The organism is Ornithinimicrobium carbonis (assembly GCF_050703245.1).
Classification (GTDB): domain Bacteria; phylum Actinomycetota; class Actinomycetes; order Actinomycetales; family Dermatophilaceae; genus Ornithinicoccus.
Map to the genome: position 1 here is coordinate 1,058,913 of NZ_CP192647.1, position 14,139 is coordinate 1,073,051.

Sequence of the window (14,139 nt, forward strand, 5' to 3'; positions counted from 1 at the left end):
GCCGCCGGATGCGCGTCGCCGTCGTCACCGACACCACCGCCTGCCTGGGCCCCGACCGGGCCGAGGAGGCGGGGGGGGTGAGCGTCGTCCCGCTCCACGTGCACGTGGGAGGCACCCGCTCGGTGCCGGCCCGGGAGATCACCCCCGGGGAGGTCGTGGACATCCTCGCCGACGGGAAGCAGCGGGCCTCCACGTCCCGTCCGTCCCCGGGGGAGCTCGCCGAGGTCTACCGACGGGTGGCTGCCGAGACCGGGTGCTCGACGATCGTCTCGGTCCACCTGTCCGCCGGGGTCAGCGGCACCGTGGAGGCCGCCGAGCTCGCCCGGGACGAGCTGGCCGGGGAGGTGACGGTCGAGGTCGTCGACTCCCGCGTGATCGGACTGGCGATGGGGTATGCCGTGCTCGCGGGCGCCCGCGCGGCCGCCGCCGGCGGCGACGCGCAGGAGGTCGCCGACGTGGTGCGGGCGCGGTCGGCCGCCAGCCGCACCTGGTTCTACGTCGACACCCTGGACCACCTGCGCCGGGGCGGCCGGATCGGTCGTGCCGCGGCCCTCGTGGGCACGGCCCTGGCGATCAAGCCGCTGCTGACCCTGCGGGACGGGGAGGTCCATCCGGCCGCGAAGGTGCGCACCCGCGCGAAGGCCCTGGCCCGGCTGGTCGAGCTGGCCGTCGAGGCGGTGGAGGGCGCCAGGGCGGAGGGACGCACGGTCGAGCTGGCCGTCCACCAGCTCGCGGCCGCGGAGGCGGCCGCCGAGCTGGCCGGGGAGCTGGCCGAGCGCACCGGCCTGACCGCCGAGATCGCCGAGCTCGACCCCGTGGTGGGGGTGCACACCGGGCCCGGGACGCTGGGTGTCGTCGTCGCTCCGGGAGAGGTCCGCTCGCCGGGCTGACCTGTCCACACCGGGGCCGTCGCGCCCCTGACGTCCACAGGAGCGCGCGCGGGCCTCGCCCCCGGCGGGTGGGGTCCCTACCGTCCATGGCATGAGCAGCTCCAGGCACGGGAGCGGGACGGCGGACCCGCTGGACGAGCTCCTCGGCGGCGGGCCGGGGACGTCCGAGCCCCCCGACGGGGTGGAGAACGGGCGACACCGACCGGGCCGGGTGCCGCTGCTGACCGTCCCGACGGCGCTCCGGTCGCTGGAGCTGGGTGTCGGTCCGGCGGCCGTCCGCGGGATGCTGGTGCTCGTCGTGGTGGCGGCGCTGGTGCTCGCGGGGCGGTGGGCGTGGACGACCCAGCGCTCGGACCCGGTGCCGCAGAACCAGGTCGAGGACCTTCGGGCGACGTCCGGGACCGACGACGGGGAGCCCGGCACCGGGACGGACGGGACGCCCGGTCCGGCGAGCGCCGGTGCGGGGACGGCCGAGGAGGGGACCGACCACGGAGCCGGCCCCACGGCCGCCGGGTCCGAGGGGGAAAGAGGGGAGGAGGAGCGACTGGTGCACGTCGTCGTGCACGTCACGGGTCAGGTGGGGGAGCCGGGCGTGGTCACCCTGCCGCAGGGGGCGCGCGTGGTCGACGCCGTCGAGGCGGCCGGCGGCCTGACCGCCGAGGCGGACCCCTCGGCGCTCAACCTGGCACGGCAGCTGGCCGACGGGGAGCAGGTGTGGGTCGGGCGCCCCGGGGAGGAACCACCTGCCGGGCTCGTGGCTCCGAGGCCGGTGTCCGCGGCCGGTGGTGGTGGTGGCGCGGGTGGTGGAGGGGCCACCACGGTCGGCGAGCCCGTCCTCGTGGTCGACCTCAACCGGGCCACCCAGGCCGAGCTGGAGGAGCTGCCCGGGGTGGGTCCGGTGACCGCCGGACGGATCCTGGCCTGGCGGGACGAGCACGGCGCCTTCACCGTGCCCGAGGAGCTGCTGGAGGTCAGCGGCATCGGCGAGCGCACCTTCGAGCAGCTGCAGCCGCACGTCACCGTGGGCGGGTGATCTCCCCGGATCCTCCGGCGGTCGACGGGGCTGCCGGGCCGGTCGGGGCTGCCGGGCCGGTCGGGGCCGTCGGGCCGGTCGGGGCCGTCGGGCCGGTCGGGGCTGCCGGTGCCGCGTCGGTCGGCGGAGCCACCCAGGACGCGGGGATCGCGCGGGAGGGACGCGTCCTCGACGGACGTCTGCTGGTTCCGGCCCTGGTCGCCTGGGCGGTGCTCTTCGGACTGCTGCCACGGCCGGTCTGGGTGCTCGTGGCGGTTGGAGCCACAGGAGCGCTGGGCGCCCTGGCCCTCGTGGGGCGCCGGGACCGGTCGCGCGGCGGCTCCCCGCGCCGGGACCGGTCGGGGGTCGGCTCCCGACCTGCGGCGTCGCCGTCGTGGGCGCCGGCGACGGCCCTGACCCTCGCTGCGGTGTCGCTGGTCTGCCTGGCCACTGCTGGCCACCTGCTCCGCGACCGGGCCGGACCGGTGACCGGGTGGGCCGAGGAGCGCGCCGTGGTCCGGGTGACGGCCACGGTGACCACCGAGCCGCGGGTCGGGTCGTGGACCGGGCCGACGAGCGCGAACCGCTCGTCGTGCTCCACCTGCGGCTCCACGAGGTGACCGGTCGGGGCTCCTCCGCCCAGGTGGGCGCGCCCGTGCTGGTCCTGGCCCGCCCGGGCAGCGGCTGGGAGGACCTGACCTGGCGAAGCACCGTGCGGGCCGCTGGCCGGCTGGGACCCGCCGAGCCCGGTGAGCGGCCGGTGGCCGTGCTCGCACCGCGGGGAGGCCCCACCGTGGCGGAGGGGCCGGGGAGGATGCTGGACGCGGTCGAGCACGTGCGGGAGCGCTTCCGACGGTCGGTACAGCCCCTGCCGGCAGACGCCCGCGGTCTGGTCCCCGGGCTGGTGATCGGTGACACCTCGATGACCCCGCCGGACCTCACCGACGACATGCGCGCCACCGGTATGACCCACCTCAGCGCCGTCTCGGGATCCAACGTGGCGCTGGTCTGCGGGGCGGTCGCCGTCCTCGTGGCACGGACCGGCGTGCCCCGCCGCTGGCGCACCCCCCTGGTCTTGCTCGCGCTCGTCGCGTTCGTGCTCCTCTGCCGGCCGGAACCGTCGGTCCTGCGGGCCGGGGTGATGGGCAGCGTCGGCCTGCTGGCGCTGTCCTCGGGGCGGCGCCGCGTCAGCCTGCCCGCGCTCGGGGCCGCCGTGGTCCTGCTGCTGTGCGTGGACCCCTGGCTGGCCCGGTCGTACGGCTTCGCGCTGTCCACCCTGGCCACGCTCGGTCTGGTCCTGTGGTCCCGGCCGTGGGGAGACGCCCTCGCCGCGCCGCTGCCGGCCAGGATGCGCCTGCTCGGGGACGCGGTGGCGGTCCCGCTGGCCGCGCAGGTGGCCTGTGCCCCGGTCATCGTGCTCCTGCAGGGCAGCATCCCGGTCGTCGCGGTGCTGGCCAACCTCCTCGCGGCACCGCTGGTCGCACCGACCACCGTCCTGGGCGTCCTGGCGGCCGTCGCGTCACCGGTCTCGGTGGCCCTCGGCACCGTCGTCGCCTGGACTGGACGGGCCGCCCTGCCTGCCTGGACCATCGGCCGGATCGCCCGGACGGGGGCCGACGTGCCCTACGGCACCCTCGACTGGGTCGACGGCCCCACCGGTGCGTGGCTCCTGACCCTGCTCACGGTGCTCGCCCTGGTCACCGGACCGTGGTGGCGGGACCAGCTGCGGCGCCGGCCGTGGTGGGGGTGGGCCCTGCTGACGGCCGTGGGCGCGGCGCTGTGGCCGGTCCCGGGCTGGAGCACGTGGCCACCACCGGGCTGGCTCCTCCTGGGGTGCGACGTGGGCCAGGGGGATGCCTTCCTGCTGCGCTCCGGGCCCGGCACGGCGGTCCTGGTCGACACCGGCCCCGACCCGGACCTCGTGCGGCGCTGCCTGCGCGACGCCGACGTGGACCGGGTGGAGCTGCTCGTCCTGAGCCACTTCCACGCCGACCACGTGGGCGGGGTCCCGGGCGTCGTGGACACGGTTCCCGTCGGCGCCGCCTATGTCAGCCCGGTGCGGCAACCGCCCGGGGTGGCGTCGGCCACACTGGCCGGGCTCGCTGCCGCCGGCGTCCGGTACGAGGACGGGGCCGCCGGACAGCGCCTCCGGGTCGGCGAGGTGGAGCTGGAGGTCGTCGGCCCCGGGCCCAGACCGGTCGTGGGCGGGTCGGCGGCCAACAACGGCAGCCTGGTGCTCGACGTCTCGGTCGACGGCCTGCGCGTGCTCCTGACCGGCGACCTCGAGCCGGAGGGTGCGAGGCCGCTGCGGGACCTGCTCGCGGGCCGGGACTTCGACGTGCTCAAGGTGGCCCACCACGGCTCCTCCGCGCAGGACGAACGGCTCGTCAGGGCCACCCGGGCCGAGGTCGCGGTGCTCGGGGTGGGGGCGGAGAACACCTTCGGCCACCCGGCTCCCAGCGCGCTCGACCTCCTGGACGACGCCGGCATGGTAGTGCTGCGCACCGACACCGACGGCGACCTGGCCGTCAGCCGCGAGGACGGCCGGCTCCAGGTCCACCGCCGCGACGGCTGAGCGGGGGCCGGTGCCACCGGTCAGAGGACGGGCTGCTCCACCTGGAGCGCGCGGGCGCTGGTGCACAGCGCGCTGAGCAGGGCGGCGACCGAGGGGACCCGCTTGAGGTCGGGGGTGGTGACGATCTGCACGACCCGGCGCGAGGGTGGTGAGACGGGTCGGACGACCACGTCGGGGTGGGACACCGAGTGCAGGATCAGCTGGGGCGCGAGGGCCACCCCCAGGCCGGCGGCCACGAGCCCCAGGACGGCGACGTAGTCCTCGGTCTCGAAGGTCACGTCGGGCTGGAACCCCGCCTGGTGGGACAGGGCCAGCAGGTGGCCACGACAGCGGGGGCAGCCGGCGATCCACGTCTCGGCCGCCAGGTCGGCGAGCTCGACCTCCTCCTGCCCGGCGAGGCGGTGGTCCTTGGGCAGCACGAGCATGACCGGGTCGGTGAGGACGTCGATGACCTCCAGCCCGGCGAGGTCGTCCACCCCGCGCCCGGGGTCGGTGCCCTCGTAGGAGAACGCGACCGCCAGGTCGACGTCCCCGGAGCGGATGGCGGCCAGCGACTCGGGCGGCTCGGCCTCGGTGAACTTCACGGTGATGTGCGGGTGCTCGCGCCGCAGCAGCGCCAGCGCCCGCGGGACGAGGGTCGCCGAGGAGGAGGGGAAGGCCATGAGGCGCACGACCCCGCTCTGCAGGCCGGCGATGGCGGCGACGTCGGCCTCCGCCCGCTCGAGGGCCTCCAGGATCTGGGCGGCGTGCCGGGCGAGCACCTGCCCGGCCTCGGTCAGCCGCACGACGCGTCCGCTGCGCTCGACCAGGACGGTGCCGGTGCGCTCCTCCAGCCGGCGCACCATCTGGGAGACGGCGGGCTGGGAGTATCCGAGCGCGTGCGCGGCGGCGGTGAAGGTCCCCTCCTGCGCGATGGCCCTCATGACCCGCAGCCCTGCAGCGTCCAGCATGTCCCGATCCTACCGAGCGTCGTCCTCCGCGTCCCCGGCGCGTCCCCGTCGACCCTCTCCGCGGGGTGGGTGGCTGGTAGGGGTGGGGGCCGTGTGGCGGGTGGGGGTTGGGTCCGTGTCGGCGGTGGGAGTGGGGACCGTGTGGCGGGTGGGGTGGGGTCCGTGTGGGTGGTGGGGGTGGGGACCTTGGTCCTGTCCGGGTGTGGACCTGTGCCTCTACTACGGGGGGTCGTGTTCTTGGGAGGGTGGTGTCAGCCAAGCGGAACACGATGAGAGAAGGAGCTGGCTGTCATGACTGCTCGTAGCGAGATCAGGGTCGACCCCCACCTGGATGGTCTGGTGGGTGAGAAGCACTACCTGCCCACGGCGGGTGGGTATGCGTTGGGTGTGCTGCGGATCGCGTTCGGGTTCACGTTCTTGTGGGCGTTCCTGGACAAGCTGTTCGGGCTGGGTTTTGCCACGCCGGCGGAGCGGGCGGTGGTCAACGGTGGGTCGCCGACGACGGGGTACCTCTCGGGGGTGGAGGGTCCGTTCGCGGGGGTGTTCAACGCGATGGCCGGTGGTGTGGTGTGGGACGTGCTGTTCATGGCGGGTCTGCTGGGTATCGGTGTGACGTTGATGCTGGGTGCTGGTGCCCGGGTGGGTGCGGTGGCGGGTGCGTTCATGTACCTGTTCATGTACCTGGCGGCGTTGCCGATGGTGAACAACCCGGTGCTGGATGACCACCTGAGCGGTGTGCTGGTCATGGTCGTGATCGCCACGGTCCCGGCGTCCTGGTCCTTCCTGGGTCTGGGCGAGTGGTGGGCCCGGGTCTCTCCCTCGCGCTTCCTGCGCTGAGATCGGCGGTCGGGTCGTGAGCGCCACGGTCCGGGCCCTGGGTCCGGTGCTGGTGGGCGTGGACGGGTCGGCCTCCGCCGCCTCCGCGGTCGCCTGGGCGACCGCGGAGGCCTCCGCGGAGGGGACCCGGCTCGTCCTGGTCCACGACAGCGGGGCCGGCCGGGCCGTCGGACGGGCACTGCTCGAACGGGCCCGGGACGGCGCCCGCCGGTCGGACCCGCAGGCTCGTCCCGAGCTGGTCCTGGAGGCTCCCGCGGACGAGGGTCCCTGCCCCGCCGGAACCATCGGCCGGGCGGTCGACGCCGTCGGACCGGATGCCGGGGCGACGACGGTCGTCGGGCGCCGCGGGTCCGGAGGTTTCCGGGGGATGCGGCTCGGATCGACGGCCCGCAGGCTCGTCCACGACGGCACCGGCACCCTGGTGCTCGTGCCGACCGGGTGGGAACCCACCACGGTGGACCCGCAGGCACCCGTCGTGGCGGTGGCCAGCGGGACGGAGCAGGAGGCCGAGAGGGTCGTCACGGCCGCCCGGCTGCGGGCGGAGCGCGACGAGCGCCCGCTCCTGGTGGTCCGGGCCGGCCGGTACGGGCACCCGGTCGCCGAGGTCCTCACCCACGACGCGAAGGCCGAGCTCATCGTCCTCGCCCGGGGTCCCACCGCGGCGGCGGTGGCCGAGGAGGCCACCTCCCCGGTGATGATCGTCTGAACGCCGACCGTCCGAGCACCGTCGTCCGGACGTCAGCAGTCTCCACCGCCGATGGCGGGCCCGCGGGCCCGCCATCGGCGCGTCCGCGGGCCCGCCGCGGGCCCGCCATGGGCGCGCCCGCGGCGACGCCGCCGGGCGCGAGGGACGGCGTGCACGGCATACCTCTCGCGTCGGTGATGATGGAGGTATGGAGAACGGGGCCAGGGTGCGCGCCCTCGGCCGGCCGCTTCCCGGTTCCGAGGGTCGCGCCCCGCTGATCCCCGGCCCTGTCGACACCGCGCTCACCCTGCCGCCGCGGACCCCGGTGGACGAGGAGCGCTACGCGGTGCTGCGCGACCTGGTGGCCGACGGCGACGTCGTGGTCCTGACGGGCGCCGGCATGTCCACGGCCTCGGGCATCCCCGACTACCGGGGGCCGGACGGGCGGCGGCGGGTCCAGCCGATGCAGCACGCGGAGTTCACCGGGTCCGCGGAGGCGCGGCGTCGCTACTGGGCGCGGGCGTTCAGCGGTTGGGAACGCTTCGCCGCGGCCCGTCCCAACGTCGCCCACCGGGCCGTGGCCGCCCTGGAGCAGGTGGGCGTCGTCACCGGGGTCATCACCCAGAACGTCGACGGCCTGCACCAGGAGGCCGGTGCCCGGTCCGTCCTCGAGCTGCACGGCAGCCTGGCCCGGGTGGTCTGCCTCGACTGCGACGAGCCGTACGAGCGCGACCAGGTGCACACCTGGCTGGCCCAGGCCAACCCCGGCTTCGGCGCGCTCGTCCACGACGGCGCCGAGGTCCGCCCCGACGGTGACATCGTCGTGTCCGAGGAGCTGGTCTCGCGGTTCCGGCCGCCCCGCTGCCTGGTCTGCGGGGGCGACGCCCTCAAGCCCGACGTCGTCTTCTTCGGCGGTTCGGTGGAGCGGGAGCTCGTCGACCGGGCGTACGAGATGGTCGCCGGGGCGGGCACCCTCCTCGTGCTCGGGTCCTCGCTGCGCGTCATGAGCGGCTACCGGTTCGTGCGCCGCGCCGCCCGCGAGGGCATCCCGGTGGCGGTCGTCACCCGCGGCGAGACCCGTGGCTGGGCGGAGACGACGGTGCAGGTGGACAGCCTGCTGCAGGACGTCCTGCCGCGGCTGCTGGACGACGTCGTCGAGGGACTCGACCTCCCTCGGGATGCGGACGGGCCCGAACCCTGGTGATATCGCCTCAGGGCCGGATCCCTGCCGGCCCGGGACGAGGAGGCGCGATGGACAGCAGCCAGGAGACGATCGCCATGCTCTACGACGCCGACGTGATGACCGTCGACGGCGACCGGCTCGGCGACGTCGGGCAGGTCTACCTGGACGACGAGACCGGCGCGCCGGCGTGGGTCTCGGTGCGCACCGGGTGGTTCGGTGCGCGGGAGAGTCTCGTCCCGCTCGTCGGTGCCCAGGTCGAGGGCGACACGGTCCGCGTCGCGCACACCCGCCAGGAGATCAAGGACGCGCCGACGGTCGACGCCGACGCCCACCTGGACGAGGTGGAGCAGGACCGGTTGTTCCGTCACTACGGCCTCGTGCTGGGCGACGGCACCGTCGCGCCCGAGGCGTCCACCGCAGGTCCGGACGGACCCCGGCCGGTCGGCCTCGCGGGGACCGGGTCGGGGCGGTCCGTCGGCGAGGAGCCGGTCGAGGAGGACCACGCCGACGGTGCCGAGCTCTCCCCGGAGCAGGCGGTGACCGGTGCGTCGGAGAACGTCGCCTACCCCAGCGGGCAGGACCGCCCCGAGGGGCCTCGCGGCGGTCCCACGAGCGGCCCCGGACGGCCAGGGAGGCTGCGGCGCCACGAGGGCAGGCCGCCGCGGTCCTGAGGGTGCGGGTCCCGGGGCCGCCTGCGGCTCCGCGGAGCAGGTGCTGGGTATGGTGCTGGGCACCCGTCGCGCATCCGCGCCGGCGGGTACGGCGGGTCGGAGGAGGCTGACGTGACCATCTCGCAGGAGCAGCTCGAGGCGCTGTACGACGCCGAGGTCGTGGACCAGGACGGCGAGAAGGTGGGCTCCCTCGGCCAGGTCTACGTCGACAACGGCACGGGGGAGGCGGCCTGGATCACCGTGCGCACCGGGTGGTTCGGCGGCCGGAAGATCTTCGTGCCCCTGTCGACGGCCGAGCTGGTCGACGGCCAGATCCGTGTCCCCTATCCCAGCGCCATGATCAAGGACGCTCCGGACATCGACATCAGCGGCCACCTCAGCGAGAACGACGAGCAGGACCTGTTCGACTACTACGCGCCGGAGGTGGGGGAGACCCCCGCGACCTGAGGCAGGGACCCGGCGCAGCTCGACAGGACCCGGACAGCACGACGCCGCCCCGGTCGAGGGGGCGGCGTCGTGGGTGGCGGTGGGACCCGTGCAGTGGCAGCGGCACGGTGGATGGAGGTGTCCCGCCGAGGGTCACACGCGGCGCAGCACCGCCGTGACCTTGCCCAGGACGACGGCGTGGTCGCCGTCGATCGGCTCGTAGGCCGGGTTGTGGGGCATGAGCCAGACCTTGTCCTTGCCCCGCTTGAAGGTCTTGACCGTGGCCTCGTTGTCCAGCATCGCGGCGACGATGTCGCCGTTGACCGCCGTCGGCTGACGGCGCACGACCACCCAGTCCCCGTCACAGATCGCGGCGTCGATCATCGAGTCCCCGACCACCTTGAGCAGGAACAGCTCTCCGTCGCCCACGATCTGGCGGGGCAGGGGGAAGACGTCCTCGACGGCCTCCTCGGCCAGGATCGGACCACCGGCCGCGATCCGGCCCACGACCGGGACGTAGGACGCCTCGGGACGGGAGTCACCGATGCCGGTCTCGTCGTAGGTACCGGCGAGGGGGCGCTCGCCGGCGTCGGACGCCACCGGGCCGCGAGCGTCGGCAGAACCGTCGGAAGGGGTGCGGCGGTAGCCGCTCTCGCTCCCGGGGACGACGACCTCGATCGCGCGCGGGCGGTGCGGGTCGCGCCGCAGGAAACCCTTGCGCTCGAGCATCTTCAGCTGGTGGGCGACGGAGCTGGGCGAGGTCAGGCCGACCGCCTCACCGATCTCGCGCAGGCTCGGGGGGTAGCCCCGGGCGTCGACGGAGTCCCGGATCACGTCGAGGACGCGTCGCTGCCGGTTGGTCAGCTGCGCCCCGCCGTCCCGGTCGGGCATCTCGTGGATCGTGGCCATGCGTCCTTCCGTCCCCGTCTCCCTCTGGCTGCCAGGGCCTGGCCGTCAGGCCAGGTCAGAGGGTGTGTCAGTGGTCGGTGTTTGAGTACCTGACATGCACACAGCGTACGGATCGAGCGGCCCCGGGGCAAACATGTGTTCGACCGGCGTGTCGACAAAGTCGTACGCGCGTGCTATCAATAGGACAGACGTCCTATCGAACGCATGTCGCAGGATGATCCCGAGGAGGACCACCATGAGCACTGCCACCGCCGAGCTGCACCCCCTGTCCGGGACGGTCGCACCGTGGACGGTCGCCCGCCCGGGTGGCCACCTGCGCCTGGTCTGCGCCGACGAGCGGCGCCCGGCCACGAGCCCCCTGCGGCTGACCCGTCGTGGTCGCCTGACGCTGACCGCCACGGCCGCCCTGGTGCTGGTCCTGGCCTTCGCCTCGCTGCTGAACGCCATCGGCCCGGCGGGCGCGAGCTCGGCCGTGACCGTCGAGCCGGGGATGACCCTGAGCCAGATCGCGGCCGAGCAGCTGCCGGAGGTCCCGCTGAGCCAGGCGATCGTGGACATCCAGCGGGCCAACCGGTTGAGCACCACCAGCGTGGCCGCAGGCCAGGAGCTGGTGATCCCCGGCCGCTGAGGCCGTCGGCGTGAGCTGAGGCTGCCGACGTGAGCTGGGGCTGCCGACGTGAGCCCGCCCGGCCGTTGCGCAGGACCGCGCTGGTCAGGAGCTGGAGCGGATGGCGTTCCAGACGACCGAGAGCTGCTCGGAGGGCATGAAGTAGCCGGTGAGGTGCGGGTCGAACATCAGGCCCGCGATCCCCGCCTGGACGTAGGCGTCGTCGGACTGGACGACCTCGGGCGGCGGCAGGGCGATCGCCCGCAGGTCCTCATCGGCGTCGATCATCCCGTTCTGCACCGCGAAGTGCCGGGCCCGCTCGGCGTTGGTGAAGGTCAGCAGCATCATCTGGCCGGCGATCTGGGCCGCGGCGGGCGACTCCTGCCCCTCCTCGCCCACGGCGATGAACCACCAGTGCTCCAGGCCCATCGTCTCGCGCCACAGGGCCGTCATCCCCTCGTGGTCGTCGGGCCCCTCCACCCGTGCGGCCAGCAGGTCGGTCTGCGTCTCGGCGGGGGGCAGCAGGCCCGCCCCGGGCCCGGCCTCGTCCGACGCGGGCGCCGTCGGGTCGTGGTCCAGGGGGTCCTGGTCGGTGGCGGCCGGCCGCTCGCCCTCGTAGAGCGACTCCCTGTCCTGCGGGCGCTCGTCGTCCTGGAAGGGCATCGATGTCGGGTCGCTCATACCCTCTATCGGACCACACCGGGACCGGGCGGCCCAATCAGAACGCCGCGGCCTGGGCGCTCGGACCCCCCGCAGGACGGCGCTCCGACCACCCTCCGGCGCAGGGGAACCGGGCCCGGATCACCGGGTCAGCGCGTGTCCGGACGACGCACCGGGATCGGCCCGGTCGGGTCGTCGAGCTCGTGGGACCAGCTGTGCGGCACCACGCCGGGGGAGTGCTCCAGACCCTGGTCGGTGGTCGGCCCGGGCTCCTGGCCGGTGTCCGGCTCGGGAGCGCGTCGGCTGGGTGACTCACCACCCTGGTGCGGGGCAGGCCCACCCTCGATCCGTGGTCCCTGGCCGTCCACCGGCACCTCCACCGGGGCGGTCCCGACCCGCACGGTCTCGCCGCGCACCTCGACCTCCACCGGATCGCCGACCTCGACGGAGAGGGTCAGCGCGTCCTGGGTGAGCCGCACCCGCAGGCGCGAGCCGTGCCACCGCATACGGAAGGTCAGGCCGGTCCACTCCTGGGGGAGGCGGGGGTCGAAGGTGAGCCGGCCCCGGTGGTCGCGCATGCCGCCGAACCCGCCGACGAGGGTGCTCCACACCCCGCCGGTGGAGGCCACGTGGACGCCGTCGGCGGCGTTGCGGTGCCGGTCGGCGAGGTCGACGAAGAGCGCGTCGTAGAAGTACCGCAGCGCCAGCTCGTGGTAGCCCACCTCCGCGGCGATGATCGACTGCACGACGGCCGACAGCGAGGAGTCCCCGGTCGTGATCGGGTCGTAGTAGTCGAAGTCGGCCCGCTTCTCCTCCTGGCTGAAGCGGTCGCCCAGCAGGTAGAGGGCCAGCACGACGTCGGCCTGCTTGAGCACCTGGAAGCGGTAGATGACCAGGGGGTGGTAGTGCAGGAGCAGAGGGGCGTGGTCGGCGGGGGTGCCCTCCAGGTCCCAGACCTCGCGGTCGAGGAACTGGCTGTCCTGCGGGTGGATGCCGAAGTCCTCGTCGAAGGGGATGTGCATCTGCTCGGCGACGCGGGCCCACTCGACCACCTCGACCTCCTGCAGGCCCAGCCGGGCACTCGCCCGGCGCAGCTCGTCGGGGTCGTTGCGCTCCAGGTCGCGCACCACCTCCACCGCCGCGCACAGGTTGTGGCGCGCCATCGCGTTGGTGAAGAAGTTGTCGTTGACCACGGTGTTGTACTCGTCCGGCCCGGTCACCGCGTGCAGGTGGAAGGACTTGTCCCCGTTGACCTGCCAGAAGCCCAGGTCGGCCCACAGGCGGGCGGTCTCCACGAGGAGGTCCACACCCTGGGAGACGAGGAACTGTCGGTCGCCGGTGGCCCGGGCGTACTTCATCAGGGCGTAGGCGATGTCGGCGTTGATGTGGTACTGCGCGGTTCCGGCCGCGAAGTAGGCCGAGGCCTCGTGACCGTTGATCGTGCGCCAGGGGAAGAGCGCGCCGTACTGCGCCATCTCGGCGGCCCTGCGGCGGGCGTCGTCGAGCATCCCGTGCCGGAAGCGCAGCGCGTTGCGGGCCGCCTGGGGGTGGGTGTAGGTGAGGAAGGGCAGGACGTAGCACTCGGTGTCCCAGAAGTAGTGCCCCCCGTAGCCCGAGGCCGTCAGGCCCTTGGCGGCGATGCCGTGGCCCCCGGCCCGCATGGAGGCCTGCCCGAGCTGGAAGAGGTTCCAGCGCACCGCCTGCTGCACGTCCGGCAGCCCGTCGACCTCGACGTCGGACTCGGCCCAGAACCGCTCCCACGTCCGCGCGTGCTCCTCCTGGAGCGCGGCCACGCCGCGCTCGGAGGCGCGGTCCAGCGTCCGGCCGCAGCGGTCGGCCAGCTCGCGCGCCGGCACCCCCCGGGAGGTGTGCACCGCGACGAGCTTGTTCAGCCGGACCACCGTCCCACGGCTCGCCTCGATGCGGTAGACGTGCTTGGCCAGGTCCTCCTCGACGACGGCGTCCGCACGGACCGGGTCCTCGGTCTCCAGCTGGTGCTCGACCATCGTGGCGATCGTCATCCGGGAGTTGTGGGTGCGGTAGCCCAGCAGCAGCCGCCCGTCGCGCTCCTCGTGCAGCCGGGGGTCGAGGACCCGCTCGGCGAAGCTCTCGGCCCTGCGGGGGTCGAACCCCTCGCCCATGGCCGCGGAGCGCACGTGGTACTCGTCCGACCCGTCCTGCCGGTTGAGCAGCTGGCTGGAGATGACGAGGGAGGCGTCCCCGTCGAGCATCTCGACCTCGAAGGTCATCACCGCCAGGTGGCGCTCCTCCACGCTCGTCATCCGGGTGCTGCTGATCCGCACCCGCTTGCCCGAGCTCGTGCGCCAGACGACCTCCCGCCGCAGGAGGCCCGCCCGCAGGTCGAGCACGCGCTCGTACGTCTCCAGGTCGGCGGTGGCCAGCAGCAGGGGCTCGTCGTCGACGTAGAGCTTGATGGTCTTGGGGTCGGGCACGTTGACGATCGTCTGCCCCACGCGCGCCAGCCCGTAGGCCTCCTCGGCGTGCTGGATCGGCCAGGTCTCGTGGAAGCCGTTGACGAAGGTGCCGTGGGTGTGGGTGTCGCGCCCCTCCTCCTCGACGTTGCCGCGCAGCCCCAGGTAGCCGTTGGACACGGCGAACAGGGTCTCGCTCACCCCCAGGTCGGAGTCGTCGTAGGTGCTCTCGACCAGGCGCCAGGGGTCCACGGGACAGCGGGTGCGGTCCATCGGGTCGACGGGCTCGGGCGGGCGGTGCC

The 14,139-nt window shown here is 74.3% G+C and carries 14 protein-coding genes; 10 read left to right on the forward strand and 4 right to left on the reverse strand.

Going from position 1 to position 14,139, the window contains the following annotated elements; all coding sequences use genetic code 11:
• Positions 1-8: 8 nt before the first annotated feature.
• The 4 genes from ACQ95T_RS05385 (at position 9) to ACQ95T_RS05400 (ending at position 4,477) form a co-directional block, all read left to right on the forward strand.
• The gene (locus tag ACQ95T_RS05385) at positions 9-890 is read left to right on the forward strand and encodes a DegV family protein (RefSeq protein WP_431473610.1); all 882 of its coding nucleotides are present in this window, start codon (positions 9-11) and stop codon (positions 888-890) included.
• 91 nt (positions 891-981) lie between these two features.
• A complete protein-coding gene (locus tag ACQ95T_RS05390) occupies positions 982-1,923 on the forward strand; it encodes a helix-hairpin-helix domain-containing protein (RefSeq protein ID WP_425939990.1) in 942 nt (313 codons plus the stop codon).
• A complete protein-coding gene (locus ACQ95T_RS05395; protein ID WP_431473611.1) occupies positions 1,920-2,522 on the forward strand; it encodes a hypothetical protein in 603 nt (200 codons plus the stop codon). Before ACQ95T_RS05390 ends, ACQ95T_RS05395 begins: the two co-directional genes overlap by 4 nt.
• Positions 2,462-4,477 (forward strand): ComEC/Rec2 family competence protein, encoded by a 2,016-nt coding sequence (locus tag ACQ95T_RS05400; protein ID WP_431473612.1) that lies wholly within the window; start codon positions 2,462-2,464, stop codon positions 4,475-4,477. Before ACQ95T_RS05395 ends, ACQ95T_RS05400 begins: the two co-directional genes overlap by 61 nt.
• Before the next feature lie 20 nt (positions 4,478-4,497).
• Here ACQ95T_RS05400 and ACQ95T_RS05405 read toward each other — a convergent pair whose 3' ends face one another.
• Complete coding sequence (locus ACQ95T_RS05405) at positions 4,498-5,427, reverse strand: LysR family transcriptional regulator (protein ID WP_425939993.1); 930 nt, start codon at positions 5,425-5,427, stop codon at positions 4,498-4,500.
• A gap of 291 nt (positions 5,428-5,718) precedes the next feature.
• Between ACQ95T_RS05405 and ACQ95T_RS05410 the strand changes: the two genes are divergently transcribed.
• The 5 genes from ACQ95T_RS05410 to ACQ95T_RS05430 all read left to right on the forward strand — a co-directional run bounded on the left by ACQ95T_RS05410 (position 5,719) and on the right by ACQ95T_RS05430 (position 9,250).
• Positions 5,719-6,264 (forward strand): hypothetical protein, encoded by a 546-nt coding sequence (locus ACQ95T_RS05410; RefSeq protein WP_431473613.1) that lies wholly within the window; start codon positions 5,719-5,721, stop codon positions 6,262-6,264.
• 16 nt (positions 6,265-6,280) lie between these two features.
• Positions 6,281-6,970, forward strand: coding sequence for a universal stress protein (locus tag ACQ95T_RS05415; protein ID WP_425939997.1), 690 nt, complete (start codon positions 6,281-6,283; stop codon positions 6,968-6,970).
• A 187-nt stretch (positions 6,971-7,157) separates the two neighbouring features.
• Entirely contained in the window at positions 7,158-8,153 is a 996-nt protein-coding gene (locus ACQ95T_RS05420) for a Sir2 family NAD-dependent protein deacetylase (protein ID WP_425940050.1), read from the forward strand.
• Positions 8,154-8,200: 47 nt separating this feature from the next.
• Positions 8,201-8,803, forward strand: a complete 603-nt coding sequence (locus ACQ95T_RS05425) for a PRC-barrel domain-containing protein (protein ID WP_425940052.1) — start codon at positions 8,201-8,203, stop codon at positions 8,801-8,803.
• 111 nt (positions 8,804-8,914) lie between these two features.
• A complete protein-coding gene (locus ACQ95T_RS05430; protein WP_425940053.1) occupies positions 8,915-9,250 on the forward strand; it encodes a PRC-barrel domain-containing protein in 336 nt (111 codons plus the stop codon).
• Positions 9,251-9,382: 132 nt separating this feature from the next.
• Here ACQ95T_RS05430 and lexA read toward each other — a convergent pair whose 3' ends face one another.
• Positions 9,383-10,138, reverse strand: a complete 756-nt coding sequence (lexA, locus tag ACQ95T_RS05435; protein WP_425940055.1) for a transcriptional repressor LexA — start codon at positions 10,136-10,138, stop codon at positions 9,383-9,385.
• 235 nt (positions 10,139-10,373) lie between these two features.
• Between lexA and ACQ95T_RS05440 the strand changes: the two genes are divergently transcribed.
• Positions 10,374-10,766 (forward strand): LysM peptidoglycan-binding domain-containing protein, encoded by a 393-nt coding sequence (locus ACQ95T_RS05440; RefSeq protein WP_425940057.1) that lies wholly within the window; start codon positions 10,374-10,376, stop codon positions 10,764-10,766.
• Between the two features lie 84 nt (positions 10,767-10,850).
• Here ACQ95T_RS05440 and ACQ95T_RS05445 read toward each other — a convergent pair whose 3' ends face one another.
• Both ACQ95T_RS05445 and ACQ95T_RS05450 read right to left on the reverse strand, forming a co-directional pair.
• Positions 10,851-11,426, reverse strand: a complete 576-nt coding sequence (locus tag ACQ95T_RS05445; RefSeq protein ID WP_425940059.1) for a hypothetical protein — start codon at positions 11,424-11,426, stop codon at positions 10,851-10,853.
• Between the two features lie 128 nt (positions 11,427-11,554).
• Entirely contained in the window at positions 11,555-14,110 is a 2,556-nt protein-coding gene (locus ACQ95T_RS05450) for a glycoside hydrolase family 65 protein (RefSeq protein WP_431473911.1), read from the reverse strand.
• Positions 14,111-14,139 lie beyond the last annotated feature (29 nt).